This is a genomic window from Methanothermobacter thermautotrophicus str. Delta H (genome assembly GCF_000008645.1).
GTDB lineage: Archaea > Methanobacteriota > Methanobacteria > Methanobacteriales > Methanothermobacteraceae > Methanothermobacter > Methanothermobacter thermautotrophicus.
Genome location: NC_000916.1, coordinates 1,074,566 through 1,100,014, shown reverse-complemented (window position 1 = coordinate 1,100,014; position 25,449 = coordinate 1,074,566). Strand labels below are relative to the sequence as shown.

General features: G+C 49.3%; 28 protein-coding genes. 15 read left to right on the top strand and 13 right to left on the bottom strand.

Annotation, left to right across the window (positions count from 1 at the left end; all coding sequences use genetic code 11):
- Window positions 1-7 precede the first annotated feature (7 nt).
- The 5 genes from mptA to MTH_RS05670 all read right to left on the bottom strand — a co-directional run bounded on the left by mptA (window position 8) and on the right by MTH_RS05670 (window position 4,213).
- Complete coding sequence (mptA, locus tag MTH_RS05690; RefSeq protein ID WP_010876820.1) at window positions 8-964, bottom strand: GTP cyclohydrolase MptA; 957 nt, start codon at window positions 962-964, stop codon at window positions 8-10.
- A gap of 227 nt (window positions 965-1,191) precedes the next feature.
- Window positions 1,192-1,860 (bottom strand): DUF2100 domain-containing protein, encoded by a 669-nt coding sequence (locus MTH_RS05685; RefSeq protein ID WP_010876819.1) that lies wholly within the window; start codon window positions 1,858-1,860, stop codon window positions 1,192-1,194.
- Between the two features lie 12 nt (window positions 1,861-1,872).
- A complete protein-coding gene (locus MTH_RS05680) occupies window positions 1,873-2,868 on the bottom strand; it encodes a histone deacetylase family protein (protein WP_010876818.1) in 996 nt (331 codons plus the stop codon).
- A 35-nt stretch (window positions 2,869-2,903) separates the two neighbouring features.
- A complete protein-coding gene (locus tag MTH_RS05675; protein ID WP_048060987.1) occupies window positions 2,904-3,377 on the bottom strand; it encodes an Lrp/AsnC family transcriptional regulator in 474 nt (157 codons plus the stop codon).
- Window positions 3,378-3,535: 158 nt separating this feature from the next.
- A complete protein-coding gene (locus MTH_RS05670; protein ID WP_048060986.1) occupies window positions 3,536-4,213 on the bottom strand; it encodes a DUF4013 domain-containing protein in 678 nt (225 codons plus the stop codon).
- A gap of 127 nt (window positions 4,214-4,340) precedes the next feature.
- Here MTH_RS05670 and MTH_RS05665 point away from each other — a divergent pair, with 127 nt between their 5' ends.
- Window positions 4,341-5,027: a hypothetical protein gene (locus MTH_RS05665; protein WP_010876815.1), complete on the top strand. Its 687-nt coding sequence runs from the start codon at window positions 4,341-4,343 to the stop codon at window positions 5,025-5,027.
- Window positions 5,028-5,068: 41 nt separating this feature from the next.
- Here the strand turns inward: MTH_RS05665 and MTH_RS05660 are convergent, their stop codons facing one another.
- On the bottom strand, window positions 5,069-6,211 hold the full coding sequence (locus tag MTH_RS05660) for a tRNA (guanine(10)-N(2))-dimethyltransferase (protein WP_010876814.1): 1,143 nt from the start codon (window positions 6,209-6,211) through the stop codon (window positions 5,069-5,071).
- A 117-nt stretch (window positions 6,212-6,328) separates the two neighbouring features.
- Here MTH_RS05660 and MTH_RS05655 point away from each other — a divergent pair, with 117 nt between their 5' ends.
- Both MTH_RS05655 and MTH_RS05650 read left to right on the top strand, forming a co-directional pair.
- Window positions 6,329-7,219, top strand: coding sequence for a CPBP family intramembrane glutamic endopeptidase (locus MTH_RS05655; RefSeq protein ID WP_010876813.1), 891 nt, complete (start codon window positions 6,329-6,331; stop codon window positions 7,217-7,219).
- 158 nt (window positions 7,220-7,377) lie between these two features.
- Window positions 7,378-8,460, top strand: coding sequence for a DegT/DnrJ/EryC1/StrS family aminotransferase (locus tag MTH_RS05650; RefSeq protein ID WP_010876812.1), 1,083 nt, complete (start codon window positions 7,378-7,380; stop codon window positions 8,458-8,460).
- A gap of 237 nt (window positions 8,461-8,697) precedes the next feature.
- Here MTH_RS05650 and MTH_RS05645 read toward each other — a convergent pair whose 3' ends face one another.
- Window positions 8,698-8,997 (bottom strand): MTH1187 family thiamine-binding protein, encoded by a 300-nt coding sequence (locus tag MTH_RS05645; protein WP_010876811.1) that lies wholly within the window; start codon window positions 8,995-8,997, stop codon window positions 8,698-8,700.
- Between the two features lie 38 nt (window positions 8,998-9,035).
- Here MTH_RS05645 and MTH_RS05640 point away from each other — a divergent pair, with 38 nt between their 5' ends.
- Complete coding sequence (locus tag MTH_RS05640) at window positions 9,036-9,872, top strand: TIGR00269 family protein (protein WP_010876810.1); 837 nt, start codon at window positions 9,036-9,038, stop codon at window positions 9,870-9,872.
- Window positions 9,873-9,948: 76 nt separating this feature from the next.
- Here the strand turns inward: MTH_RS05640 and MTH_RS05635 are convergent, their stop codons facing one another.
- From MTH_RS05635 to comB, 4 genes are all read right to left on the bottom strand, one after another.
- Window positions 9,949-11,538 carry a GTPBP1 family GTP-binding protein gene (locus MTH_RS05635; protein WP_010876809.1) on the bottom strand — a complete coding sequence of 530 codons (1,590 nt, stop codon included), beginning with the start codon at window positions 11,536-11,538 and terminating at the stop codon, window positions 9,949-9,951.
- Window positions 11,539-11,548: 10 nt separating this feature from the next.
- Window positions 11,549-11,764 carry a DUF1922 domain-containing protein gene (locus tag MTH_RS05630; RefSeq protein ID WP_010876808.1) on the bottom strand — a complete coding sequence of 72 codons (216 nt, stop codon included), beginning with the start codon at window positions 11,762-11,764 and terminating at the stop codon, window positions 11,549-11,551.
- 98 nt (window positions 11,765-11,862) lie between these two features.
- Window positions 11,863-12,561 carry a TraB/GumN family protein gene (locus tag MTH_RS05625; protein WP_238374258.1) on the bottom strand — a complete coding sequence of 233 codons (699 nt, stop codon included), beginning with the start codon at window positions 12,559-12,561 and terminating at the stop codon, window positions 11,863-11,865.
- A 2-nt stretch (window positions 12,562-12,563) separates the two neighbouring features.
- The gene (comB, locus tag MTH_RS05620) at window positions 12,564-13,238 is read right to left on the bottom strand and encodes a 2-phosphosulfolactate phosphatase (RefSeq protein ID WP_048060985.1); all 675 of its coding nucleotides are present in this window, start codon (window positions 13,236-13,238) and stop codon (window positions 12,564-12,566) included.
- 88 nt (window positions 13,239-13,326) lie between these two features.
- Between comB and MTH_RS05615 the strand changes: the two genes are divergently transcribed.
- The 10 genes from MTH_RS05615 (at window position 13,327) to MTH_RS05570 (ending at window position 21,195) form a co-directional block, all read left to right on the top strand.
- A complete protein-coding gene (locus MTH_RS05615) occupies window positions 13,327-13,857 on the top strand; it encodes a hypothetical protein (protein WP_048060984.1) in 531 nt (176 codons plus the stop codon).
- Entirely contained in the window at window positions 13,842-14,759 is a 918-nt protein-coding gene (locus MTH_RS05610; protein WP_010876804.1) for a methanogenesis marker 7 protein, read from the top strand. Before MTH_RS05615 ends, MTH_RS05610 begins: the two co-directional genes overlap by 16 nt.
- Before the next feature lie 67 nt (window positions 14,760-14,826).
- Window positions 14,827-15,861 (top strand): metallophosphoesterase, encoded by a 1,035-nt coding sequence (locus MTH_RS05605; RefSeq protein WP_010876803.1) that lies wholly within the window; start codon window positions 14,827-14,829, stop codon window positions 15,859-15,861.
- Between the two features lie 107 nt (window positions 15,862-15,968).
- Complete coding sequence (locus tag MTH_RS05600; RefSeq protein WP_010876802.1) at window positions 15,969-16,538, top strand: DUF134 domain-containing protein; 570 nt, start codon at window positions 15,969-15,971, stop codon at window positions 16,536-16,538.
- A 16-nt stretch (window positions 16,539-16,554) separates the two neighbouring features.
- On the top strand, window positions 16,555-16,905 hold the full coding sequence (locus MTH_RS05595) for a NifB/NifX family molybdenum-iron cluster-binding protein (protein ID WP_010876801.1): 351 nt from the start codon (window positions 16,555-16,557) through the stop codon (window positions 16,903-16,905).
- Window positions 16,906-16,913: 8 nt separating this feature from the next.
- Window positions 16,914-17,732 carry an Mrp/NBP35 family ATP-binding protein gene (locus MTH_RS05590; protein ID WP_048060983.1) on the top strand — a complete coding sequence of 273 codons (819 nt, stop codon included), beginning with the start codon at window positions 16,914-16,916 and terminating at the stop codon, window positions 17,730-17,732.
- On the top strand, window positions 17,732-18,106 hold the full coding sequence (locus MTH_RS05585) for a NifB/NifX family molybdenum-iron cluster-binding protein (protein WP_010876799.1): 375 nt from the start codon (window positions 17,732-17,734) through the stop codon (window positions 18,104-18,106). The genes MTH_RS05590 and MTH_RS05585 overlap by 1 nt, the downstream gene beginning before the upstream one ends.
- Before the next feature lie 30 nt (window positions 18,107-18,136).
- The gene (locus MTH_RS05580) at window positions 18,137-19,012 is read left to right on the top strand and encodes a 4Fe-4S binding protein (protein WP_010876798.1); all 876 of its coding nucleotides are present in this window, start codon (window positions 18,137-18,139) and stop codon (window positions 19,010-19,012) included.
- Window position 19,013: 1 nt separating this feature from the next.
- Complete coding sequence (locus MTH_RS05575) at window positions 19,014-19,910, top strand: ATP-binding protein (RefSeq protein WP_010876797.1); 897 nt, start codon at window positions 19,014-19,016, stop codon at window positions 19,908-19,910.
- 61 nt (window positions 19,911-19,971) lie between these two features.
- Window positions 19,972-21,195 (top strand): cation diffusion facilitator family transporter, encoded by a 1,224-nt coding sequence (locus tag MTH_RS05570; protein WP_010876796.1) that lies wholly within the window; start codon window positions 19,972-19,974, stop codon window positions 21,193-21,195.
- Here the strand turns inward: MTH_RS05570 and MTH_RS05565 are convergent.
- A complete protein-coding gene (locus MTH_RS05565) occupies window positions 21,187-22,503 on the bottom strand; it encodes a methyl-coenzyme M reductase glutamine C-methyltransferase (RefSeq protein ID WP_010876795.1) in 1,317 nt (438 codons plus the stop codon). The two genes, MTH_RS05570 and MTH_RS05565, sit on opposite strands and share 9 nt — an antisense overlap.
- Entirely contained in the window at window positions 22,500-23,750 is a 1,251-nt protein-coding gene (gene mmp10 / locus MTH_RS05560; RefSeq protein ID WP_010876794.1) for a methyl coenzyme M reductase-arginine methyltransferase Mmp10, read from the bottom strand. The genes MTH_RS05565 and mmp10 overlap by 4 nt, the downstream gene beginning before the upstream one ends.
- Window positions 23,751-24,110: 360 nt before the next feature.
- Between mmp10 and mcrB the strand changes: the two genes are divergently transcribed.
- Window positions 24,111-25,442 (top strand): coenzyme-B sulfoethylthiotransferase subunit beta, encoded by a 1,332-nt coding sequence (mcrB, locus tag MTH_RS05555; protein WP_048061283.1) that lies wholly within the window; start codon window positions 24,111-24,113, stop codon window positions 25,440-25,442.
- Window positions 25,443-25,449 lie beyond the last annotated feature (7 nt).

The following is a 25,449-nucleotide window of genomic DNA, read 5'->3' as shown; positions in this document are numbered from 1 at the left end:
AATCATATCAACTCCCGGCACCGTTAAGTTCTTCTATCTCGTATCTGAGTTCTCCCATGGTCGCAACCTTCTCTGCGAAGGCGTTGTGTCTGTGTATGCTCTCCTCGTTTATCTGCCTTACGGTAACGATGGTGTCATCCGGCAGGTGGGGGTACTCACTGACTATCCTGTGGACCATGTTACGGACACAGTCCTCAACGAACATGGGATTTTCATGGGCACTCATCACCACCGCGTTCTCGTCGGGTCTCTTGAGGAGTTCATAGACAGGTGAACTCATGGAGCTCTCTATGATGTCTATGAGCTTCTCAGCCCTTATGGTCTGGTCCTCAGGGACCTCTATCATTATCATGCCACGCCCACTCTGGTTGTGGGAGGCGAAGGATACACAGTCAAGGACTCTCTCGACGGTCTCATCGTCAAGAAATTCAAGGAGCTTCTGGCGTGAGGCTTCCCTGACAGATTCCTGTGCACAGGGACACACGGTCATACCCACAACCTCTGCCCCTATCATCTTCCGTATGACTATCCCATCATCGTCCCGGTAACCGATGGCGTCTGCCATTATCTTTGTCATCTCCTGACTCTTCCTCCGGGTCACCGGCGACCTTTTCATGAACATGAAGTCGCTGTTCATACTTACCTCGGCCCTCCGGGCGTACCTGTGCTTCTTGAGGAGTTCATTAACTATCTCTGCGCAGAGGGATTCGAGTTCAAGTGCGTTGTTCTCAACAACCTCCTCGAGGACGTCACTTATGGCCTCGGGGTTCCTTGACATGTGGATCCCCCTCTGTTTGCTCGGAAGATCCACGAAGGCATCAAATGTTGGAAGCAGGATTATGGGCCTTCTGCCCTCCCGCTCTATCTTCAGAAGCTTCTTAACACCTGTAACACCCACCCTTGTGAGGTGGACGGGGATGCTAGGAATCTTGTCCTGTGTATCTGGAAAACAAACTAAACCCAAATTTTACACCCCATGAGTAATGGTTACCTAGGTTTTAACTATAGTATGAGAACTTTGCTTATATACTTGTCCGGTGAAGTATTACTGATTTGATCAGTTGGCTGTCCTTCAGGTTAGTGCAGGGAAAATCAGTGATGAGGGATATCTCATAACAGTTCATTAGTGGTTGGATGCAGAAAATTCAGTTGATAGTTCAGACCACCTCAGAGCAGATGGAAAATCAGGAATCAGGAGAGTAACTCCAGAATATCCTCAGAGTTCAGATCCTTTATGTTCTCCATTAACCTTGAATCGGCACCATAGAGTTCTTCCGCCCTTGCTGCGAGTAGAACTGTACTCTTATCGGGTTCTCCCACAACCAGAACATCCTCCAGGGCATCAAGCTTCCTCTCAATGTCGTTCCGGAGGTGCTCTATCTTCTTCTCTATACCCCTGAGGGCACTTTCAGGGATTTTTGGGTTTATCTCCCTCATATCATCAACTGAGAGGGGTGCTCCTGCAACCAGGATATTCTGAGCTTCTACCCCCGCCTTCACAAGGAGTTTTTTGACTGAGGAATTGTTCACAATTATGAGTTTACCCCTTGCAGCCTCCCTTATCCTCTCGGATGGGTCCTGCCTTTCAAGGACACCGAAGTCTGCGAGTATATGGTCAATGGCCTCCCTGGCGGCTATCAGCTTCCTGCAGAACTCTGAAGCATCCTCACCTCCAAGTTCATGGGTTGGGAGGCTTGTGTAAAGGTACTCCTCGGCATCGATGAGTTCCATCATGGCCTCCTGAAGCTTCCCGGTGTCGATGACACCATCACTGGCATCCCTGAATCCCTGTTCCCTCTTGAGGTTAATGCATGACTTTCTTATAAGCTTCTCTGCCTGTTCGAATCTGATCCTATCCATTTCAATACCCTCTCAGAAGTTGAAGTATGCTGAAAACCTGTCACTCAGCTGACTGAATATTTCAGAGACACCCCCGGGCGCCGCTGTTTCAGGTTCGTATTCCTCACCATCAAGACCCCTCATGAATGCGATGTTTGATCTCCCAAGGGCCTCAGGGTCATAGCCACCCTCCAGAACCGCGGTGCAGGGGAGTCCTGTCTGATGGATGAACCACCCGATCCATGAGAAGAACTCCTCATCAACCATGATCTCTGCAAGGGGATCCCTTCTGTGGGCATCAAAGCCTGCCGATACAAAGATCATATCCGGTCGGAATCCTTCCAGGACCGCCGGGAGTATCATCCCGAGTATCCAGAGGTACTCACGGTTACCCGAGCCCCTGGGCATGGGGATGTTGAGGTTGAAGCCCTCCCCCTCACCGGAGCCGGTCTCATCAATGAACCCGGTTCCAGGGAAGAGGGTCCGTGGGTCCTGGTGTATGGATATGTACATCACATCCCTGTCCCTGTAGAATATGCTGGATGTACCGTTCCCGTGGTGGACGTCGAAATCAAGTACCAGAGGCCTTGAGACCCCGAGGTTCCTGCGGGCATGCTCAATGGCTATGGCTATGTTGTTGAATATGCAGAAACCCATGGAGCGGTCATAGGTGGCATGGTGGCCCGGGGGCCTTCCAAGTGAGTAGGACCAGCCATCCCTGAGGGCCTCCTCGGCAGCCAGCATGGCTCCACCTGCTGAGAGCCTCGCGACACTGAAGCTCTCGGGGGTCATGTAGGTGTCATAGTCAAGCCATCCGCCACCCCTCCCTGCGAAGACCTCAAGGTACTCCACATGAGTACTGCTGTGTACCATGAGGATATCATCGATTCCAGCCATCCCGGGTTCCACGAACCTTGGGGAGAGATCTGAGGATTCTATGGCCCTAAGGATGGCCCTGGTCCTGCCACTATTTTCAACGTGACCCTCATGATTGTGCAGGTCATAGGATGGGGAGTGGATGATAACCATATGGTTATCATTTTCTGATTCAGGGGATAAATAATTTAATCTCCGATCATCTTGGTGGAGGTCATATCCTCCTTGACGATGTTTAGGACGGTCTGTGTGTATGTCCTCTGCACATCCCCCTCACTGAGGAGGCCCTTTATGAAGCTGTCAAGTTCACCGGTGTCCCGGAACTTACCTATGAGTATGGCGTCGAATTCTCCTGTAACGTCATACACTGCCAGGACGTTCTTATGGTAGGCGGTCCTTGTCTCCCAGTTCCTCAGGACCCCTCCCTTGACCTTCACACCTATGATGGCTGTCAGCTTGTATCCGAGCTTGGAGTGGTCGATTATGGGCACAAATTTCTTTATAACCCCCTTTTTAACAAGTTTTTCAACACGGTTGTGGACGGTACCCACTGAAACGTCGAGTATCCTTGATATGTTCCTGTAGGACATGCGTCCGTCCTCATTCAGGAGGTCTATTATCTTTCTGTCAATATCATCGATTTTGACCAGATCATCATCCATACAAATCACCACTAAACAATGTATGCCTATGAAAGTTATATTATAAAGTTTTTTAAGTGAATATAAGTTTAGAAGAAGTCATCAACTTTTATAAGATAGGGGATGTTCCCTTATAAATGTTTATCTGAAGATGGGAAAATAAAAAAGGAGGGTAATTATTATTCGTAGGCGTATCTGAGTGCAAGGGCCCTGTTCCAGAAGAGCTGGATGTAGGGGTATATTATGAGGACCGCGATCAGGGTACCCAGAACCGGTATCACATTCAGGAAACTTGCAATGAATGCCATCACCGCTGAGATCAGACCCACAACGATGTACCAGATTATGTAGTCCAGCCATCCGATCTGGGATATCACGTCAAGTATCTCACTGAACCTGAAGGCTGCACCGAGTTCGCTGTCATTGTAGGCCATGTGTGCGATGGCTATTGTCTCTATGAGTCCAAGGATAATTGCGAGTATTATGCCTATTATCGTTGTACCTCCTACGAGGCCTGTGAATGCTGTGGGGTTTGTGATAACACCTGTGTCTGGTGAAACCATAGTAAAGGAACCAAGAACACCTGCGAATATAATTATCAGTGGAACTATCATGTATGCTATCTGAACAACGAATACCTTGAGCCCATCGACGAACATTTCTCCCCATTCATCGAATTCAGGCAGTTCATCGAAGCCAGCTATTGAGGCCTTCAGCGCCCTGAAACCGTACCCCATGACCAGGAAGACGGGTAGAATTAGAATACTGGCTATTATAAGGACACCCAGTATTATGACCTTCTTCCAGTCACTGGAGGGGTACCTTATGGCATCATTTACAATTTCACCTATATCCATATCTTTCACACCTCCGCGGATTCCCGCAGGTAAAACTATATAAATAGTCACATATAAAACTGCCTAATCTGTTTAGAGAAAGATATAAATCGCTACAAAGTTAATAATATCTCGAGCAGGTGAACTGATGAAGAAGGGGATACTCATCATAGCTTTACTGGTAATCGGAGGGGGTTACCTTTACTTTACAGGGACACAGGGGGACTTTGAGCCCCTGGGAAGGCTTGCATTTGTTAAAATTGCAAATCCAGATATGTACCCAGGTCATATACACTCAAAACTACTGGCAGACTATGCCCGTGAAAGGGGATCGAAGTGCATTCTGGTGGTCCATTACGGCGGAAGCTCCAATTACCGCTGCTACATGGAGGGCGACGTTTACATCCTTGAACTCGCCTACGTTGAAAAGAAGCAGTACACGCCGGGCATAAACTGGACAGAGGTATGGCAGGAGGGAATATACGGCATACCTGACGATAAGTGGACCTACCGTTCAGATGGAAGGGAATTCGGAACACTGGACGAGGCCCTTGCATACATAAAGGAGAGGGCGGCTGAGCACGGTCAGGAGGGGCCCATACCCCTCGTATACCACGGCACGGTCAGGCAGGGTGAGATATTCATAAACCAGGGCTGTGGATTCCCCCTCTACTATAAAATTGCCAGGAATGAGTATGGCCCCATTGGAGCATACCTCTACTGCTTGAAGGGAATGATCTTTCCCTACCTCAACAACCCCTACAGGAACTTTGAGATCAGGAATGCAAGGTCACTGCAGTATTACTACACCCATAACATGCTCAACTATGAATGATCGAGAGCCGGGGGTGAGTACTGCTTCAACTCCCCCAACTTCTATTCCGGCATGAGTCCTGCCAGGACCTCCTCAATCTCCCCTATACCGGCGTCGGTCCTTATACCCGTCGGCCTTATATGGGTCCTTGAAACCCTGAAACCGGCCGCCTCAAGACCATCCATAACATCCCTCAGAGGTGGTGCACTCCTTCCAAGCTTACTGCAGACCTCATGGATATCATAGAATCCAGGGGGCATCCCTGCTTCATCAAGACATCCCTTCAGAAGTTTAAGGACATCTCCGGCCGTGTTGAGTTCCTTGTTCTCAACCTCCCCTATCATCTCACCGATGAATTTACTGTCCTGGATATCACCGACCCAGAGGGGGCCGGCCACATCCATTTCGGCACCGCAGTGGGGGCACTCACGTTTCAGGGGCGCAAATCCATTCACGTGTTCATGGTGAAGGCATCTGAAGCAGTGAAGCATGAATCCGATATTCCTGATGGATTCATCGGCCCTTCTTGCACCCCTCCTCACGCGGATGTATAGCCTCATGTAGTGCTGGCTGCTGTGGGAGAGGAGTACCGAGGCCGCCTTCCTGTACCTTGCAAGGTTCATGGCTGTGAAGCCTGCGAGTATCCTCAGTCCCGTCTCATGGCAGTACTCTGTTTTAAGGGGCCTTGAGGAGTACTTCCTCAGACAGGGCTTTATGTAGGTGCCGCAGAGGCTTGAGGTGTCGGTGGCTGTAACAGCAAGGAGTGAATTGTTCCTTGCAGAAGCCGCCGCAGAGTCCATGAAGGGTGCAGGGGTCCCGAAGGGGTCGATGTCTATAACATCAAAGCGGCCATGGTTACTCCTGAGGAAGATGCTGGCGTCCTCTCTGCTGACCTCAGGGGACACCGAGTTTATCACTGAGTTATTTTTTATGCATTCAACTGCAAGCGGGTTTATGTCATTTGCAAAGGCCTCAGAGACTCCTTCAACCTCAACCAGATACCTTATGGCCCTTATACCGCTTCCTGAGAAGGTGTCTGCAACGCTAATCTCCCCACCGAGGAGTCTCTGGAAAACCTGGAGCGCGACCACTGACACATCCCTGTTGAACTCCATGGCAGGGTTGTAGAATACAGGTGCCCTGGCCGAGACCTTACTGAAATCAGGGACCCTTATGGTGACTGAACCCTCATTTACCGTTATCATAATTCAACACTCCCACTTCAAAATATTTATTAATGCCGGATGATTAGTGTGATACATGACCGGTAATTTATTAAAAAAAACTCATGGTCATCAGGTAAGTATCGGAGCTGGTGATGGATGGAGGATTTTCTGAACAACGTATACCTGGGAAGGAATGATGCATGGAGATATGTGATGACAGTATTTATGAGCTTCGTGGCATCCAATGTTGGAGCCGGCCTCATACTGGGTGTCATCATCGCAGCCGTCCTGCTACTTAAGGGTGGTGTGGGGGCGCTGGGGGACCTGTCATCCTTCAGCGGCCCCACCCTCCTCATAATGGTGGCCATAGGGTTTTCAGCTTCAATGTTCTTCCTCTATGTTGGACTGAAGTTCATTCACCAGAGGGATTTCATATCTGCAGTTAATTCGAGGGGATACCTTGACTGGCGGAGGATCCTGAGGGGCGCGGGCACATGGTTCCTCATAGTTGGTGTGCTTGATCTGGTATCGGTCCTTGCTGACCCATCAGGGGTCAGATTCAATTTTGGTTCAGGGTTCTGGTGGCTGCTAATCCTCTCCATACTGGCCTTCCCGGTCCAGGCATCCTTTGAGGAGATATTCTTCAGGGGCTACCTGATGCAGGGTATCTGGTCTGTCATAAAGAGGCCGGTGCCGCTCATAATCATCAATTCAGCGATATTCTCGGTCCTTCACTGGTGGAACGGCGCGACACTTAGCATGAGCCTTTCAATAACTGTCAGCACCTTCATCATAGGACTTGTGCTTGCACTGGTGACGCTGGCAGATGATGGTGTGGAGATGGCCATGGGTGTCCACATTGCAAACAATCTCTATGTGAGCGTCATACACAGCTCCCCTGACGCCGGTCTGGGGAACCTCCCATCCCTCATGGTGAGCCCATCAGATCCCTACACAGCTCCCCTGACCCTCCTCCTGGCTTCAGCAATCCTTGTCCTAATACTCTTCAGGGGCCGATACCAGGATTTAGGCAGGATATTCCGGTGATTCACTGTTAAAGCCGGCAACATCCCTTCATGGAACATTAAAGGCCGGCATCTCTCCCACCTCAAGTTTATTGATTTTTCTGCACGGGGGGACGGGCATCAATTTTTAAGTGCCAGCACGATATAGTTAAACCAGTTAACTTTCATTCGGGTGTTCAAATGATACCGGTTGCTACTCCAATAATCGATGAAGAGGAAATTCAGGAAGTCATAAAGGTACTTAAATCGGGTTTTATCGCGCAGGGACCCAGGGTGGCTGAATTCGAGGAGAAATTTGCGGCCTATGTGGGAACAGAGCATGCAGTTGCAACGAGTTCAGGGACAACAGCCCTTCATCTGGCCCTCCTCGCCGCTGGAGTTGGAAAGGGGGATGAGGTAATAACAACCCCCTTCAGTTTCGCTGCAACAGCAAACGCAGCCCTCTACGTCGGAGCCACACCAGTATTCGCAGATATAGACCCCCTGACATATAATATAGATCCTGAGAGGATAGAGGAACTCATAACACCCAGCACAAGGGCGATAATACCGGTCCACCTCTATGGCCAGCCCGCAGACATGGACCCCATAATGGACCTTGCAGCTGACCATGACATCCTGGTCATTGAGGATGCTGCACAGGCCCACGGAGCAGAGTATCATGGAAGGAAAGTCGGTTCCATGGGCGATGCCGCCTGTTTCAGCTTCTACCCCACAAAGAACATCACAACAGGTGAGGGCGGAATCATAACAACTGATGACGATGAGATAGCTGAGATGGCACGTATACTCAGGGCCCATGGGGAGACAGAACGCTACAGGCACACATACCTGGGATACAACTTCCGCATGACTGACATCTCAGCCGCCATCGGGATAGCCCAGCTCGGAAAACTCGAGGAGTTCAACAGCAGGCGAATTGAAAATGCAGCTTACCTCACATCCCAGCTGGGGGACCTTGAGGGAGTATCAACACCCCACATTGCAGCTGGGGTCAGGCACGTCTTTCACCAGTACACCCTGCGGGTTCCAGGCTCAAGGGATGAACTCATGGGCTTCCTCAATGAGAGGGGTGTGGGTACAGGCATCCACTATCCCAGACCAATCTACAGGCAGGAACTGTACCAGAGACTGGGCTTTGATGCCAGATGCCCGGTGAGTGAGGCGGCTGCAGCGGAGGTCCTCTCAATACCGGTACACCCTGCCCTAACCGGTGAGGAGCTTGAGAGGGTCGCAGGCACGGTCAGGGAATTTTTTGAGTAAACCGTGGCCCTGAGTTACTTTAATTCCTTCATGCCGCTGTGGGCTGGATTGAGTAAAACACAAAAATTTTTTATTCAAGGTCAGTATCAGCTCCTGGAATGGGTAAGATTTGCTTCCAGGAAATTCCCGTTCTCAGATTAGGGCGCTGGATACCTCTGAAAGGGCATCATGTTGATGGAGCAATGCTGGCACAATCTTATGGGCCTTATATAAAAAACCTGTGATATGTCCGGGGCCCTAAATCTTTTCCTTCACAGATTCAACCTTATCCCTTAAACCCCTGTCGGCATCCCTTCTATCATCGATCTTGAGGGTTGTGTAGACCCTATCTGAACCCGCCTGGAGGACTGCCTCATGTGCGGCCTTGACAGCCTCCATGAGTTCATCAAGGTCTTCAGCCTCAAGCAGTGTCCCCATTCCTGAGATCTCATACCTCACATTCAGCTTCTTGAGGGCTTCGACGGCAGCTGCCACATAGCTGCTGAGGGAGGTGCTGCATGTACCCAGGGGTATCACGGTGAGTTCTGCGGTAATCATGATTAATTATATGTCCCCCCATTTATATATAGGGTTTCATGGATGTTCAGGAATTCAATCACAGAATCATGGGAAGGATCAGGGGACTTATAGAGGGTCATGAACTCATAAAACCCGGTGAACATATTGCAGTAGCACTCTCAGGCGGAAAGGACAGTGTACTGACACTGCACGCCCTCTCAGATCTCAGGAGTGACCTTGATTTTGAGCTCACAGCCATAACCGTCGACGAGGGGATAGGGGGCTACCGAAGTGAGGGTGTTATGGTGGCAAGGGAGAACGCAGAACTCCTTGGAGTTGAACTCATAGAGAGGTCATTCAGGGACGAATTCAATTTTGAACTGGACAGTGTCACTGATAGATTCAGCAGCCCCTGCATACCCTGCGGTGTCTTCAGGCGATGGATACTCAACAGGACGGCACGTGAGATAGGTGCCTCAAAGATTGCAACGGGCCACAACATGGATGATGAGATCCAGTCCTTCATCATGAGCCTCGCAAGGGGTGATGTGCGGAAATTCTCAAAATTCGGTCCAGAACTTCAGAGGATACACCCGGCAATGGTGCCGCGCATAAAACCCCTCTGGAGCACGCCTGAGAGTGAGGTGAGGCTGTGGGCTGTTCTCAATGATGTGAAGGTCCACCTTGACTCCTGTCCCTACTCTGACCTCTCCATGAGGTCAAGGATAAGGGACTTCCTCAACCATCTTGAATCAGAAAAACAGGGTGTAAAGTTAAGGGTGATGGAATCACTCAGCAGGACCTTCCTGCCCCTCAGTGAAACCGAGGGCCTCAGGGAGTGCCTGAGGTGCGGGGAACCTTCATCAGGGGATAAGTGTAAGGCCTGCGAGTTCCTGGAACTCATAAAAAGCTGATTAAAGCGCATGTTATTGTGCCGCGTGTTTTCTGATTTATTCTATCAGTGTGGTACTCTGCTGTGTCGCGTGGGGGTTATCCCAGGATCCTTGTCACCGAACCTATGCCCTTGCTCCTTCCCTCACGGAAGATTATCTTCTGACCCTCCCTCACATGGTGGGGCCTGTACTTGAACCTCATCCTCACCCTGCCCCTGTCACCTGCAGACATGAAATCAGAGTCAAGGGGTTCAAGAACGGTTGTCTCGGCTATGGTTTCAATGTGGGTCACACTCTCATAGCCCGCCTTTATGGTTGTTGGATGCACCAGTATGGCAACCTCTGCCTCGAATTCCCTCACAGCTTCGGGATCATAGTCAGGGTGTGCCAGTATCATACCCCTCTCTATCTCATCCGGCGAGGCCCCGGATATGGATATGCCGACGATGTGGCCTGGTTCTGCACAGCCTATCCTGTAGTGGTGCATCTCTATTGATTTGACGGTGACCTCCCTGAATTTACCGGTCTTGAGGGGCCCCAGGAGGAGGGTGTCACCCTTCCTGACAAGTCCCTGCTGAATTGTCCCGCTGACAACGGTACCAACACCCCTGATGGAATATATCTTGTCTATGTACATGAGGAATGGTTCTTCATCCCCGTTAACATCGCGCCGGACCCTGAGGTTGAGGAAGAGCTCATCGAGGATTTCAAGGCCCTCCCCTGTAACCGAGGAGGTCTCGATTATGGGGACTATGTGCTGGTTCATCTTACCTGCTATCCCGGCTGCAGCGTCCAGGCTCTTAACATGGAAGGGGATCCTGCCAACCAGTTTAAGCAGTTCGGATATCTTCTCCCTCACACCCCTCCTGTTCTCATCGGCTGCCATATCACACTTTGTGAGGACCACGATCACCGGGAGCTCCATTGCGATCATTATACCGAGGTGCTCCCTTGTTATGTGTGTAGGCCCCTCATCGGCTGCCACTGTGAGGAGTCCGTAGTCGAGTTTCTGACCCACAATCCCCCTTATGGTTGTTCGAAGCCAGGGTTCATGGCCGACGGTGTCAACGAAGGATATGACCCTGTCAGCCTCGTCCATGAGACGTGATTTCTCCTTCCTGTCAAGGGGGTTTTTGAGCCTCATAGGCCTGCCGTCCCTGAAGCCGTAGATTGCAAAGGACAGATCAGCCGATAGACCCCTCTCTATTTCATGCTTCTGGACATCAAGGAATATCCTCGTCTTACCGCTCCCATCATCAGGGGTGCCTGTTGTGAGGGTCCCGAGGAGTGTGCTCTTACCGTGGTCCACGTGGCCGGCGACCCCCACGAGGAGGTGCTCCCTCGCTGTCTTCGTCTTCCTTGAGATTATGACCTCCGCCACCATACCCTCTGTACCCTCATGGAGGTTAACCTCCTCCACAACAGCACCTATCTCACTGCTGAGGGTTCTGAGGACCTCAACTGACTCATCCAGTTTATCAGCAGGGAGGCCAACCGGTTCACCGCTGTCCTCCACACCCAGCAGGTACACTGCCCTACCGTCACCCCGTTCCATACGGTACTTCATCTGGGATATGAGGCCCTTCTTACGGTCCATCTTCAGGTGATACCTGGCTGAGAGGGCCTTCTTGAATTCTATGTTCCTTCTCTCGCCAGGGGATGTGAATGATCTGAGGTCTTCTATCATATCTCTGAATCTATTCCCTTTTTGATGGATTTGTGAAATGGCAGGAGCCATATTTCTCTTCCTGCAGTTTTCTTACCAGTTCTGATGCTTCCTCGAAGTCATCGGCCCTTCCAAATATGCGCCTATCTTTGACATTCACGGTTCTCCCACAGACGCATTTCCGGGTCTTCGCACCCTCCCTTGAGTAGAGGGCCCTTCCACAGTCGCATCTGAATATTATGTACATCCTATCACACTGCAGCTTCTTGTTTACATTTATGGGGGATCATTAATTAATGATTTTTTCCTTCAGCCATGATCCTCTACTGTGCATTTGAGTATATGTCAGCGGGGTATCTTCATGAGTTCATCGAGGGGTGGTAGTTCCTGGGGGTTCTGGAGGTACTCCTCTATACCCCTGCGGTGACCCGCGCCCACAACAGCCACCACCCTGTCCTCCTCGATTGAGAGCAGTCTGTGGGCCATGAAGGCATCCCTCTCCTCAACGAGGACGCGGTAGGCTGCCGGGGAGATCTTCCTGAACTCCTCCATAACCTCAAGGAGGGTGTCATCACTTTTGAGGTCCTCGATGTCCTTCGGGTCATCCTTCCAGAGGAATGATCTTATTATCCCTGCGAAGAACCTGAGTTTTTCCATCCTCCCCATGGATTTAATGGACCTCTGCATGGTCAGTCCGATGTCACGGTCGATGAGTGCAAGGCCCGCCCCCACCTCATGGGCGGCCTCTATGGCTGCCAGCATCTCTGAGCCTGGTTGTACGCCCAGGTCCTCACCAACCTTCCGCTGGAAGTAGGTTAAAAACCAGCCCGCAAGGATCACTCCAATGTTACCATGGCGCAGAGCTTCCCGAAGGGATGGTTCATCCCTCTGAACCCCGAGTTTTTCATCCATGAGTCTGCGGTATCTCTCAGGGTCCAGTTCAACTGCAACGACGTCTGGTTCCATCTCAAGGATGGTCCTTCTGACCTCATCTATACTTTCACTTGATACATGCGCGGTTCCTATGATCCTGAGTTCCTTCATCTTCAATGCAGCCTCCGGATTTCCTCCATGAGTTCTATTCTCCCATCACGGTAGACTGGAACGTTCCCTGTTATGTTCCTCTTGATGCAGTACTCAACGTCATCCATGAATCCAAGGCCTCCCAGCCTTTCAGCCGATCTGGATCTGCGGATGGCATCATCAACCAGTGATCTGTCCTGAACTGCAAGCACCGAGGCCTCTGCATACTCGTCCATTTCACCATCGATGGCTGCTATTATTTCACCGGCGCAGAGGAAATCCTCTATGGCAAATCTCCCATTAACACCGGCCATAACCACCTCTACTTCATCTGAAAGTTCCCTTGCAGCCTCAGCTACCGCATCGAGGTTGTTGAGGCACCCCACAAGGGCATCTGACTTAACGGATTCAAGGATCCTTGTGCCGTTACTGGTGGTTAGCACCAGCACATCTCCCCTGTAATTCTTAACTTCAAGGGGGGAATTTGCTATGAATCCTGGGAGCGTCTCACCTCCACGTTCACCGGCAACGAGGTAGCCCTTCCTTGAGTACTCCATGGCCTCTTCAATGTCAGCGACAGGGATCACCTCCCTGAACCGGTCAAGGGCTGCTGTGATGGTTGCACTTGCCCTGAGGAGATCCACCATTATGCACAGTCCACTGCCTTCCGGTCTTTCAAAGCTTAGCCTTATTCTCATTGCCACACCTTCAGTTCATCAGCACACCTTATAAATAATAATTATAGAGAAATTTATTGATGAGATATATAGGCTTGTGGGTGAATTCATGAGGATCGTCACAACACCCATGTGTGAGGGGATACTGAGGATTGCAGGTGTCAGGGGATACCGGGTTAGCAGGAACCCTGAGGACGAGGATGCAGATGTTGCCTTCGTACTCTCTGAGACACCCCTGGAGGGGGCCATTAAACTTAAACTCAACACATTCCCCCAGATAAGGGAGGCGGTGGGCACTGTCTTTAAGACAATCCATGAAAGGGACCCTGAGAGTCTCAAGTATTCATCAACCAGTGAGATTGACTTTGAGGTCTGCTCTCCATGGTGGCATGACCCCTCACGGCTCAGGGAGAGGAACAGCAAAATAAAAGTAAGGGTTTATTCAAATTTCTTAAGGGAGATCGTGGAGGACATGGGCTTCAGCGTGGTTGATGGGGATGCTGACTTCACTGTATGTCCTGACTACATGGAACTTGACTATATAAGGGTGCCCTCACACAGGAACCTCCCCCTGGACCCTGTTAAGAGGGCTCTATTCAGGTACAGGTATCTGGAGAGGAAACTATGTATGAAACCTTAACGTATCAGGGCGGTGTGCATCGCCATGAGGAGATGAAGGAACTTATTGAGGACCTGGGGGGCTTTGTGCTCCAGGAGAACATGCTTCAGATGGACCTGATACTCACCCTGGCGGTACCAATAGATGATGTGGATAAGGTCAGGGAGAAGGCCAGGGAGCTCCTGGGGAAGATCAAGGTGGCCCCCATGGCAGGTACCGAGATAGCCATTGTCTCCCCGACCCTGGCAAGGCACCACCTTCCCCACTCTGCATGTGACATATCAGAGTACCTCAGGAGGTACGGTGCCAAGGATAACATGATAGGACTCGCCCGTGGCGCGGGTAAGGGCATTTCAAGAATATCTGAGGATGAGAAGAGGCTCATAGAGGAGCATGACCTCGCAGTGTTCGCCCTGGGGAGTTTTGAGCAGTGCATAAAGGATAAGGTCCACCTCTTCAGTGACATAAAGATCCCGGTGGTTGTCACCGGCTCCCCCGACGAGATTGACCTCAGGGATCTTCCAGGTGCAGACGCCTACGTTGGAGGACTTGGAAGAATACCCAGGAGGCTGAAGAGGGGAGAGGATATACGAGCGTTAAGGAAGCTTGTGGAGGTTGTTGAGGGACTCCTTGATAAGAGAAGTCGCGATATGGCTGCTGATCCACCTCTGGTCCCATCCATACTTGTGAAGAGCGAGATAGAGAACCAGGTACCTGCCATAAAGGAGGTGTACTCACCGACACCTGTCACCAGTCAGCTTGATGGTGTCCGTGTCAAACTCAACTATGACCGCTACCATGAGGAGATAGCCGACGTGAGGGTATCTGATTACCGGCTGGGGGATATCTCCGAGATCAGGAAGTCCATGATGTATGACTACATCCTGGTGAAGCTCCTCCCTGAGAGTTCAGTGATTCAGTGATTCAGTGATTCAGTGATTCAATGAATACCGGGCGATTCAGCCATGGTTTCAATGGTTCAGTGATTCCATGAAGAGGGAGATCCAGGTCTCTGTTTTCCTCACCTTCATCACACTTGCCTATTACCTTCTAAACAGCCTTGCTCTGGAATTTCTTGGGTTGGGGTTTATCAGCATCCCCCTGACCATCCTTCTCCCGGCATCAATCCTTTTTGAGAGGGAGAGACCGAACCCCATTTCCAGGGTCACCTACATTTTTTCAATGCTGTGGCTGGTCTTTCTGATCTATCTCCTCACGGGCTGGGCCCTAGTTCAGTTTATATGGTTCTTCCTGGATCTTCCATGCTTGAAGATCCTGGCTGTATCATTGGCTGCACTCAGTGTCTCATATGGTGTATTCAGGGCCAGAAAAATTGAGGTTAAGCGTGTTGAGATTCCCTTTCCTGTTGAGGAGAGCTTGAGGTTCGTCCAGCTATCAGACATTCACCTGGGAACGGTACGATCTGCTGGTTTCCTTAAAGAGGTATCCGAGGCTGTCAGGAGGGTTGAAGCGGCAGCGGTTTTAATAACAGGGGACCTTCTGGATGGTTCAAGGCCTGTGGATTCCAGCATTATATCATCCCTTGAAACAGGAGCACCGATATTTTTTGTTTCGGGTAATCATGATACCTATTCGGGTGACTTCAGATCAACTGTTTCTGATGCAGGCATAATGTGTATTGATCAGTCTGTCATCGAATTTGAGGGTATACAGATAATAGGTGTTGGTTATTCTATGGAGAGGCATTCGCTCCCGGCCATACTCGACTTACTTGAATTTGATGAGGATAGGCCAGTGTTGCTCCTCCATCATCTGCCGGTGGACTGGGAGGATGCCAGGGAGCGTGGTGTTGACCTTCAGCTTTCTGGTCACACCCACGGCGGACAGTTCTACCCCTTCAACATCATCGTGGGACTGATGTTCCCATTTCTGAGGGGACTTTATTCTGATTCAGGGGGGTTCCTCTATGTTTCGGAGGGCACAGGTACATGGGGTCCACCTGTACGTCTCGGATCATCCTGTGAGATAACGGTTATTGACCTGGTCCCTTTTAAGGAGATATGATGAGGGGCTTGTGGGACAGCCATTTAGGGAGGGGTCTGGCTTTTCAGCTGATTGCATGGTGCTGGTGCAAAAACTATATATACAAGTTTTGAATATATATTCAAAACATGCCTAGACCGAGAAGATTCAGAAGAATTCTTGGAGAACCCCGTGTGGTCACATTTTCTCCGGAAGCCAGTGACGAGGAGACAGGGGTTGAGATAACCCTCGATGAATTTGAGGCAATAAGGCTGAGGGACTACCATGACATCAAACAGAAAAAGGCCGCTGAGATAATGGGAATATCACAGCCAACATTCCACAGAACCCTGACATCAGCACGGGGTAAAATAGCAGCGGCTCTGGTCGAGGGCAGACCAATAATACTGAAGGGAGGTGATTACATCACAGACAGAAGAAGATACAAATGCATGGACTGCCAGTTCGAATGGATCTCACCTGAAAAGGAATACAAAAAATGTCCGGACTGCGGTTCAGAGAACATAAACGTCGTATCAGCCGAAACAATACCAAGGTTTGGCAGAGGCGGATACGGAAGGGGCTTTGGTGCTGGACGAGGAGCTCCACGTGTCTGCAAATGCATTGAATGTGGATACGAGGCACCTAAAACACCAGGCGTACCCTGCAGAACAGAGAAGTGTCCTAAGTGCGGAGCACCAATGTGCGGCGCCGACTGAACAGGAGGACCATAAAATGAAAATATGTATTCCCGTCATGGAAGAAAGGGGCATGGATTCAAAGGTTTCAGAACACTTTGGAAAAACGCCCCTATTCGCTTTTTATGATGACGAAGTAAATGAACTGGAAATAATAAAAATAGAGGGAAGACACACCGGAGGAAGACTAACACCCGCAGAGATTGTGGTAAATTCCGATGCAGATCTCCTCATATGCACAAATATGGGTTCAAAGGCCATTAACCTTCTCAGAACCCATGGAGTTGATGTTCTGATGGGTGCCAGGGGAACAGTGGCTGAGACACTCAACCTCCTCAAGAAGGGTGAGCTCAGAGAAGATGCAGATCCCTGCAACGGACGTCATTGAGGTGCATCATGACTGAAGATGCTCAAAAACTGGCCATAATGGAACAGGACGTGAAAATCGTGAGGGCCCTGTCCAAAATAAAACATAAAATCGTTGTTATGAGCGGAAAGGGAGGTGTTGGGAAGTCCACAGTAACAGTAAAACTTGCTGAAGAGTTTAGCAGGAATGGTTACAGTGTATGTGTACTTGATGCAGATGTCCACGGCCCTGATATCCCGAAGATGATGCGTGTCAGGGAACCGGAGATCACCCTGACAGGAAATCTTATAAACCCCATACCCACACCAGTGGGTGCAACTGTAATGTCCATAGAGTTTTTCTTACCATCAGAGGACACACCGGTCATATGGAGGGGACCAAAAAAGACAGGAGCCATCAGACAGCTACTTGCAGATGTTAACTGGGAAGGAATCGACGTTTTAATTGTGGATAACCCTCCGGGAACAGGGGATGAGCCACTGACGGTTCTCCAGTCCATTCCTGGCATTGACGGTGTGGTCATAGTCACAACCCCTCAGGAAGTTTCAATCCATGATGTTGAAAAATGTATCAACATGGTTAATCACCTGAAGATTCCAGTCCTGGGAATCATAGAGAACATGTCATATCTCCAGTGTCCAGAATGCGGCAAAAAGGTATTTCTATTCGGTAAAGATGGTGGAAAATATCTTGCAGACAAATTTGATCTCCAGTTTCTGGGTGAAATCCCCTTTGAAACAGGGATATCCGGGGATAATGAATCATCAGCCAGTTCATACATCAACAATGAGATGGTGAAGATCTTCAATAAACTGGCGAAATACCTTAAAGATGGTGGTGCTAATTAATGAAGATAGCAATAGCGTCCTCTGGAACCGATCTGGGATCAGAGGTCAGTAGATTTTTTGGCAGAGCTCCCTATTTCATGATTGTTGAAATGAAGAAGGGTAATATAGAATCCTCCGAAGTCATCGAGAACCCTTCAGCATCAGCTTCAGGAGGAGCAGGTATAAGGACAGCCCAGATAATTGCAAATAATGGCGTGAAGGCAGTTATAGCTTCTTCACCAGGTCCAAACGCATTTGAGGTTCTGAATGAACTGGGCATAAAAATTTACCGGGCAACCGGCACATCAGTTGAGGAGAATCTCAAGCTCTTCACAGAGGGAAATCTTGAGGAGATACGATCACCAGGCAGTGGCCGTGGCAGGAGAAGAAGATAGACACTAAATCCATGATGAGCCGGTGTTTCGATGAAGCCCTTAATGGTAGCAATAACCGGGGGAAAGGGAGGAACAGGAAAATCAACCATAGCATGTTCTCTCGCCATAGCCCTCGCCGATAAATTCAGGGTGCTCCTGGTGGACACAGATGTTGAGTGTCCAGATGACCACATAATCCTGTCCGTGCAGAGAAGAAAAACAGATGAAGTAACTCTTCAGATACCCTCCTTTGATTTTTCAGCTTGCTCCATGTGTGGTAAATGTTCAGAGGTGTGCAGGAAAAATGCAATCGTATTTGTGGAGGGCAGGCACCCAATTCTTGTCAGGGATAGATGCAGTGGCTGTGGGACATGCAGTCTTTCATGCAGAAATAATGCAATAAAGGATGAGGATATGGTCGCAGGATTCCTTTATGATGGCAAACTCCCTGAAAATTATGATGAGAAAATTAGAAGAAATTTCAGGTTACTTTCCGGGGAAACAACTGTGAATATAGAATCAAGCGCACGATTGGTGGACTCACTCATGAAAAATGCGAGAGAGAACCATGATATGGACTTCATAATCATTGACACAGCAGCAGGAGTCCACTGTAATGTTATACATGCCATCATGGATGCTAACCTTGCCTTTGCTGTTACAGAGCCAACACCCTTTGGGAGTCATGACCTGAAGCTGATACTTGAGCTACTTGAGAGGCTGGATGTAACTTCAAGTATTATCCTCAACCGTGCAGGAATCGGTAACGCAGACCCGGTACTCGAGGTTTCCAGAGAAACAGGGAGGCCCATTGTGGCTGAAATAGAATATTCTAAGGATTTAATGGAGGCCTATTCAGGGGGTGAACCCCTTAATGTTCCAGGAATAGATACTGTCGCAGGGTTACTTGAGATGCAGAGGTGTTAATGTGAAGGAGGTATGCATCCTCTCAGGAAAGGGTGGGGCTGGAAAGAGCAGCATAGTGGCTTCAATGGCTGTTCTACTTGCTGATAGAGCAGAAATAATCCTTGGAGACTGCGATGTGGACACACCCAATCTGGCACTCATCATGGGATCTTCAGGGGATGTGGAGTGCGAAACCATAAGGGCCTCTGAAAAGGCATTCTTAATGGCTGAAAAATGCAAATCAAGAAAGAAATGTGTGAGGGTATGCAGATTCAATGCAATAAAATGGAGTGCAAAGAACTCAAAACCTGAAATAAATGAATTTCTCTGTGAAGGATGCGGAGCATGTGCATATATATGCCCTGATAGAGCGATAGACATCAAAGAAGTGGATACAGGAAAGATTTGCTATTTTAAGTCTGATTACGGTTTCCCTGTGGTATCCGGCCATCTTAAAATTGGTGAGAGAGGCTCAGGAAAGATTGTGGATTCTCTGAGGAGAAAGGTCTCTGAAATTGGAAGAGCGGAGGGCATGGATCTGGCTCTCCTGGATTCAGCAGCCGGTATTGGCTGCCCTGTGGTATCATCAGTTAAGGGATGTGACCGGGCCATTATAGTAACGGAACCTACAAAGGCAGCTATAAATGACTCTAAACGTGCAATAGAACTTGTAAGTCATTTTGGGATCCCACACTCCATAATAATCAATAAATATGATTTAAATCATGAGATCGCAGCTGAGATAGAAGATCTTGCAGATAGAAATGAGATACCCATCATGGGAATAATACCCTATGATTTGGCATTTACAGATGCTCTGGTCAACGGATTACCCGCAGTGATCTTCAATCCCCACCTTAAAAAGCTATTTAGGGGGATGGTTGATGAGCTAATGCTAAATATGGGGCTGGCTGACTAAACTCAACCTCCCAGATCAAGTTAATGGTTGATGAGCTAATGCTAAATGGGGCTGAATTGACATGAAAGAGAATGATGGAGCACCACTGAAGGAGGGAGAAACCGCTTCCAAGTATTCGGTAATCATCAACATGATTTTAGTGGTGATAAAGGGGTTTACCGGTTATCTCTCTGGAAATATAGCCCTGATAGCAGATGCTATACATTCCTTTGCGGATGTATTCTCATCAGCCGCCGTATTCATTGGTCTTAAGCTCTCACAGAGAAAACCTGATGAACTATTTCCCTATGGATACCATAGAATTGAAACCCTTGTTTCCCTCCTCGTTTCAGTGCTGATCATAATAACCGGTCTGGAGATAACATGGGACTCCATTATTTACATTTTAAATCCAGCTTCAGAGGTTTCCATGGCCACTGCAAGCCTTGCAGTGAGTTTGATATCGATTGGAGTCTCCTATGCCATTGCATTTTATAAGGTTAGGGTTGGGAGGAGAATCGGTTCAACAGCCCTCCTTAACGATGGAAAGCACAGCTACGTGGATGTCATATCCTCCATTCTTGTCTTCCTAGGGATCCTCGGGGAGTACATGGGGCTTCATGGCTTTCAGGGAATCGCAGGAGTGATAATATCTGTGGTGATAATTTATATTGGGATCAGGCTTGCAAAATATGATGTTCTGACCCTCCTTGATGCATGTATTGACCGTGATTCCATTGAAGTCATAAAGAAGACGGTCTTATCGGTCCCAGGTGTTGAGGGGGTTCATGATATCAGAATAAGAAGATCTGGACCCTACCTCTTTGGCGAGCTGCATATTGAACTTGAAAGGGGCCTGCCTGTGGATAAGATAGAGGGGATCATTTCTCAGATAAACTCCCGGGTTAAGGAGGTTCTCCCATCCATTGACCACCTCACGGTACAGCCGGAGACAGTTAAAAGGGAGGAGGTTGTGGTTGCGGTGCCGCTTGCAGATAACCATGGAATGGAATCCAGAATCAGCACCCACTTTGGAAGGGCAGACTCCTTCCTTATTGCAAGAACCAGGAGGGGTGAGATACTCGATTACAGGATAATTGAAAATTCCGGGAAATCACTTAGAACAAAGAGGGGGATTCGAGCTGCTGAGCTCCTGAAAGATGAGAATATTGACGTTCTGGTGATCGAAAAATTATCAGAGGGTCCAGAACTTCTTTTTTCGGATTATCTTCTTGGAAAAGTACCTCCAGAGGGATCATCCCTTGAGGAGGTCATTAAAAATGCATCCATGAAATTTTCAGAGTGATAAACCTCCGAATCCATCACAGCTTTCCCTTGAGCATCCGGTAACGGTTCTTATATGCTCCTGCTGCTGACGAACCTCCTCAGTTATTGACTTTAAAAGCCTGGACGTCATGGGGACCGGCACACTTCGGAATACATAGGATTCCAGGAGTAAATTGAAGGCCCTCTCCTCTGCCAGACTATCAAATCGCCTGTTACTGGACTTCATGAATACCGGGTTTTCATCCTCAGGGAGTTCCATGACCTCCTCACCGAGTTCAGTACCGGGCAGTGGCTCGGCTATGCTCACGAAGTAGTCATCCAGCATGAGTTCATCTGCAAGTTCAAGGGTCTCCTGGTAGTCATCATCGTCCTCACCAGGGTAACCGACGATGAAGGAGCCTGCAACTTTTAAGTTGTACTCCCTTGCAAGTTCAACGGCCTCAACAACCTGATCAGGGGTTATGCCCTTCTTCATCTTCCTGAGCATTCTCCTGCTCCCGGATTCTATACCATAGAAGACCCATCCATTCGTGTACTCTGATATGGCATCAAGAATCTCTGGGCTGACCATATCGACCCTTATATCCGGCACGGTGAGGTTTCTACTGCCGGTGACCTCACTTATGCACCTCAGAAGATCCCTGAAGGCTTCCTCATCAATACCCCTGAATTTGCTGCTGCCATAGAGGGTGCCTGTACCTCCACTTATGGCGAACCTCCTGGCACCCGATGACTTCAGTTCCCGGACCTCCATGATTATGTCCTTTAGGGGCCTGCTCCTCACATTTCTGCCAAAGAATTCAGGGACCTGACAGAAGGTGCAGTTACCGGGACATCCCCTGTGGGTTTCAATGTAGACACTGGCACCCCGTATATCCTCCCTGGAGATATCACCTGGAACAAGGGGTAGGGGCCTCTCCATGGGGCAGGGTGATGATTCACTGACCACAATTCCCTCCGGTGATCTGAAGGCTGCACCGGGGACATCCTCTGGTTTACAATTTCCAGCTGCAAGCTCCATCACAGGACCGACCTTGTCCTCACCCTCACCCATCACCACGAGGTCCACATCGAGGTACCTGAATACCATCTCAGGGTCTATGCTGACCGGACCCCCCACCACCCTGAAGCCGCCCATTTTATTAATAATATCCCTGTATCTCAGGAGGTGGATGGTGGACTGAAGGCTTATGAATACGATCTCTGATTTAACACCATCAAATCCCTTTCTGATTTCAACCCTGTGTCCAAGGTCCCTAAGGGCTCCTGCAATGAGCATTGAACCGTAATTGTAGTGTTCAGGTGTTACAACAGTTACACGACTCATTCAGAAGCACCAAAGAAATTTATTGCCTGTATGAGTTCATAGAAGGCTTCCATCTCCCTCTCGATCACGTCATACTCTGAGAGGGTGCCACTCATCTCCCCATCAACCGTCAACCTGTCAGGGCCCCTCACAACGATCCGGTCGACACCGTCACGGCTGAGAACCTCCCTGGCCTGCATGTCATGCACAAAGGCCCTTCCAGGGATTATGACTGTTTCCCTCAGATCGCCGGGATCCACCTCCTCAAGGTCCCTGAGGGTTATGAGGCAGGCTATGTCCTTATTGACACCAACAACGTTCACCAGGTCATCAGCCCCAAGGTTGTGTATTATCCTCCTTATGTAGGGTGCTGCAATGGATCCGGTGATTATGGTGGCCTCGCCCTGAATCTCAGGGAGGATTTCAAGGTATTCCCTGCTTGAATCAGCTGCAAGGACAAAGGGCGTGCCGTTCTGGGGGTCACAGACCGGGGTTCCGGTCACACGGAGATTGAATTCCCGGTCAATTGCCCTCACAAGTTCTTCAAATTCAGAGACGGTGTGGGGCTCCACGCCCTCAATGATGGGCTCATTTCCAAGTATGAGGCCCTGGTGTTCATAGTTGGCGAATCTCATCATGATGAAACCGGTGGCACCCCACTCCTCGAGTCTCGCGCATGTTTCAAGGAGGTCATCGCCATCGTTTACCCCGGGTATTATCACAGATGCTGCATGGACCTCACAGGACTCACAGAATATCCTGAGGGCCTCAAGGGGCCCCTGGAAGGCATTTTCATCCCGCATCCACTCACGCCTCAGATCAGGGTTTGCTGAGAACACGGTGAAGGTGACCTCATCAACACCATTTTCAATGAGCCTCGAGGCGATTCCTGGGTCATCTATCCCCTTCCCGCTTGTGTAACCAAGATGTATGGGGATTCCGAATTCACCAAGACCTGCTGTGAGTTCCTCAAGGTGGGGGTAGCAGCTCACATCCCCTCCGCCGCTGATGTTTATCTTCACGTCCCTATCCTGAAAATTCCCCATCATGAGAGTTGTCTGCACGTTGCCCATGACAAGAAAGGGGGGCAGGAATTCATTACCAATCTCTGCAACACCCTTTCCACAAGTTTCACATCCAACCCTACCTGGTGAACAGTTTTTACACCCAAATGCTTCAAATTCACCAACTTTACGGAAGTAGCAGTACCTGCAGAATCCCCTGCAGTCCTTTCCAGGTATACCACCTAAATCAGCTATTATCTGCATGTCACTCTCTCTGTGGAGAGCTCTAAATATAATTTATTACCGGCTCTGGACCCATGGGGCAGTGACTGTGAATGACCAGAGGATGATTATTATTACTCCCTGCTGATGATACTCTGCTTTGGGATGATCACAAAAATCAACGCCACCATATAAAAAATCCAGAAAACCCAAAAAAAGGTGTTTTTACATATAAAGCTTTCGACTTGATTCAGAAAGAAATCTTAATTAATTATAATCAAGTTAAATATGCATCGTATACTAAGACGGGTGTTTTAACACCCTCCAAGGGCCTTATTGCCTTTTCCAAAAAGGGGGGTCCTGGATGTTTAGTATACGGAAATGATTGTTAGGAGGGAAAAAATGGCGAAGTTTGAGGATAAGGTCGACTTGTACGACGACAGAGGCAACCTCGTCGAAGAACAGGTGCCATTAGAAGCTCTGAGCCCACTTAGAAACCCCGCCATTAAAAGCATTGTGCAGGGGATTAAGAGGACAGTGGCTGTGAACCTTGAAGGTATAGAAAACGCCCTGAAGACAGCTAAGGTCGGCGGACCTGCCTGTAAGATAATGGGCCGTGAACTCGACCTCGACATAGTCGGGAACGCCGAGTCAATAGCAGCCGCTGCAAAGGAAATGATACAGGTGACCGAGGACGACGACACAAAGGTCGAGCTCCTTGGCGGAGGTAAAAGGGCACTCGTACAGGTCCCAAGTGCAAGGTTCGATGTTGCAGCAGAATACTCTGCAGCACCACTCGTAACCGCCACAGCATTTGTCCAGGCCATAATCAACGAATTTGATGTTAGCATGTACGATGCTAACATGGTTAAAGCAGCCGTTCTGGGAAGATACCCACAGTCTGTGGAGTACATGGGGGCAAACATAGCAACAATGCTGGACATTCCACAGAAACTGGAAGGCCCAGGATACGCACTGAGGAACATCATGGTGAACCATGTTGTTGCAGCCACACTCAAAAACACACTCCAGGCAGCAGCACTATCAACCATACTCGAACAGACAGCAATGTTTGAGATGGGTGACGCTGTAGGAGCATTTGAGAGGATGCACCTCCTTGGACTTGCATACCAGGGAATGAACGCAGACAACCTGGTCTTTGACCTTGTTAAGGCCAACGGTAAGGAAGGTACCGTGGGTTCAGTCATAGCAGACCTGGTTGAAAGGGCCCTGGAAGATGGTGTCATAAAGGTTGAGAAGGAACTCACAGACTACAAGGTCTACGGCACAGACGACCTTGCAATGTGGAACGCCTATGCAGCAGCCGGGCTCATGGCAGCCACAATGGTTAACCAGGGTGCAGCAAGGGCAGCACAGGGTGTATCATCAACCCTGCTCTACTACAACGACCTCATAGAATTCGAAACAGGACTACCAGGTGTTGACTTCGGTAAAGTGGAAGGTACCGCTGTAGGATTTTCATTCTTCAGCCACTCCATCTACGGTGGAGGTGGACCAGGTATCTTCAACGGAAACCACATCGTTACAAGGCACAGTAAGGGATTCGCCATACCATGTGTGGCAGCTGCAATGGCACTTGACGCAGGAACCCAGATGTTCTCCCCAGAAGCAACCTCTGGACTCATAAAAGAAGTATTCAGCCAGGTTGACGAGTTCCGAGAACCACTCAAATATGTTGTGGAGGCAGCAGCTGAGATTAAAAACGAAATTTAAATAATCT

What these genes read in the sequence shown, in the direction of transcription:
- mmp10 (WP_010876794.1), bottom strand. Translation starts at nt 23,750, where the DNA reads ATGCAGATAATAGCTGATTTAGGTGGTATACCTGGAAAGGACTGCAGG.
- MTH_RS05640 (WP_010876810.1), top strand. Translation starts at nt 9,036, where the DNA reads ATGGATGTTCAGGAATTCAATCACAGAATCATGGGAAGGATCAGGGGA.
- MTH_RS05625 (WP_238374258.1), bottom strand. Translation starts at nt 12,561, where the DNA reads ATGAAGGAACTCAGGATCATAGGAACCGCGCATGTATCAAGTGAAAGT.
- comB (WP_048060985.1), bottom strand. Translation starts at nt 13,238, where the DNA reads ATGAGAATAAGGCTAAGCTTTGAAAGACCGGAAGGCAGTGGACTGTGC.
- MTH_RS05660 (WP_010876814.1), bottom strand. Translation starts at nt 6,211, where the DNA reads ATGATAACGGTAAATGAGGGTTCAGTCACCATAAGGGTCCCTGATTTC.
- MTH_RS05590 (WP_048060983.1), top strand. Translation starts at nt 16,914, where the DNA reads ATGACTGAAGATGCTCAAAAACTGGCCATAATGGAACAGGACGTGAAA.
- MTH_RS05675 (WP_048060987.1), bottom strand. Translation starts at nt 3,377, where the DNA reads ATGGATGATGATCTGGTCAAAATCGATGATATTGACAGAAAGATAATA.
- MTH_RS05565 (WP_010876795.1), bottom strand. Translation starts at nt 22,503, where the DNA reads ATGAGTCGTGTAACTGTTGTAACACCTGAACACTACAATTACGGTTCA.
- MTH_RS05570 (WP_010876796.1), top strand. Translation starts at nt 19,972, where the DNA reads ATGAAAGAGAATGATGGAGCACCACTGAAGGAGGGAGAAACCGCTTCC.
- MTH_RS05615 (WP_048060984.1), top strand. Translation starts at nt 13,327, where the DNA reads ATGAGGATCGTCACAACACCCATGTGTGAGGGGATACTGAGGATTGCA.
- mcrB (WP_048061283.1), top strand. Translation starts at nt 24,111, where the DNA reads ATGGCGAAGTTTGAGGATAAGGTCGACTTGTACGACGACAGAGGCAAC.
- MTH_RS05580 (WP_010876798.1), top strand. Translation starts at nt 18,137, where the DNA reads ATGAAGCCCTTAATGGTAGCAATAACCGGGGGAAAGGGAGGAACAGGA.
- MTH_RS05670 (WP_048060986.1), bottom strand. Translation starts at nt 4,213, where the DNA reads ATGGATATAGGTGAAATTGTAAATGATGCCATAAGGTACCCCTCCAGT.
- MTH_RS05635 (WP_010876809.1), bottom strand. Translation starts at nt 11,538, where the DNA reads ATGATAGAAGACCTCAGATCATTCACATCCCCTGGCGAGAGAAGGAAC.
- MTH_RS05600 (WP_010876802.1), top strand. Translation starts at nt 15,969, where the DNA reads ATGCCTAGACCGAGAAGATTCAGAAGAATTCTTGGAGAACCCCGTGTG.
- MTH_RS05610 (WP_010876804.1), top strand. Translation starts at nt 13,842, where the DNA reads ATGTATGAAACCTTAACGTATCAGGGCGGTGTGCATCGCCATGAGGAG.
- MTH_RS05680 (WP_010876818.1), bottom strand. Translation starts at nt 2,868, where the DNA reads ATGGTTATCATCCACTCCCCATCCTATGACCTGCACAATCATGAGGGT.
- MTH_RS05645 (WP_010876811.1), bottom strand. Translation starts at nt 8,997, where the DNA reads ATGATTACCGCAGAACTCACCGTGATACCCCTGGGTACATGCAGCACC.
- MTH_RS05685 (WP_010876819.1), bottom strand. Translation starts at nt 1,860, where the DNA reads ATGGATAGGATCAGATTCGAACAGGCAGAGAAGCTTATAAGAAAGTCA.
- MTH_RS05630 (WP_010876808.1), bottom strand. Translation starts at nt 11,764, where the DNA reads ATGTACATAATATTCAGATGCGACTGTGGAAGGGCCCTCTACTCAAGG.
- MTH_RS05585 (WP_010876799.1), top strand. Translation starts at nt 17,732, where the DNA reads ATGAAGATAGCAATAGCGTCCTCTGGAACCGATCTGGGATCAGAGGTC.
- MTH_RS05650 (WP_010876812.1), top strand. Translation starts at nt 7,378, where the DNA reads ATGATACCGGTTGCTACTCCAATAATCGATGAAGAGGAAATTCAGGAA.
- MTH_RS05605 (WP_010876803.1), top strand. Translation starts at nt 14,827, where the DNA reads ATGAAGAGGGAGATCCAGGTCTCTGTTTTCCTCACCTTCATCACACTT.
- MTH_RS05655 (WP_010876813.1), top strand. Translation starts at nt 6,329, where the DNA reads ATGGAGGATTTTCTGAACAACGTATACCTGGGAAGGAATGATGCATGG.
- MTH_RS05595 (WP_010876801.1), top strand. Translation starts at nt 16,555, where the DNA reads ATGAAAATATGTATTCCCGTCATGGAAGAAAGGGGCATGGATTCAAAG.
- MTH_RS05665 (WP_010876815.1), top strand. Translation starts at nt 4,341, where the DNA reads ATGAAGAAGGGGATACTCATCATAGCTTTACTGGTAATCGGAGGGGGT.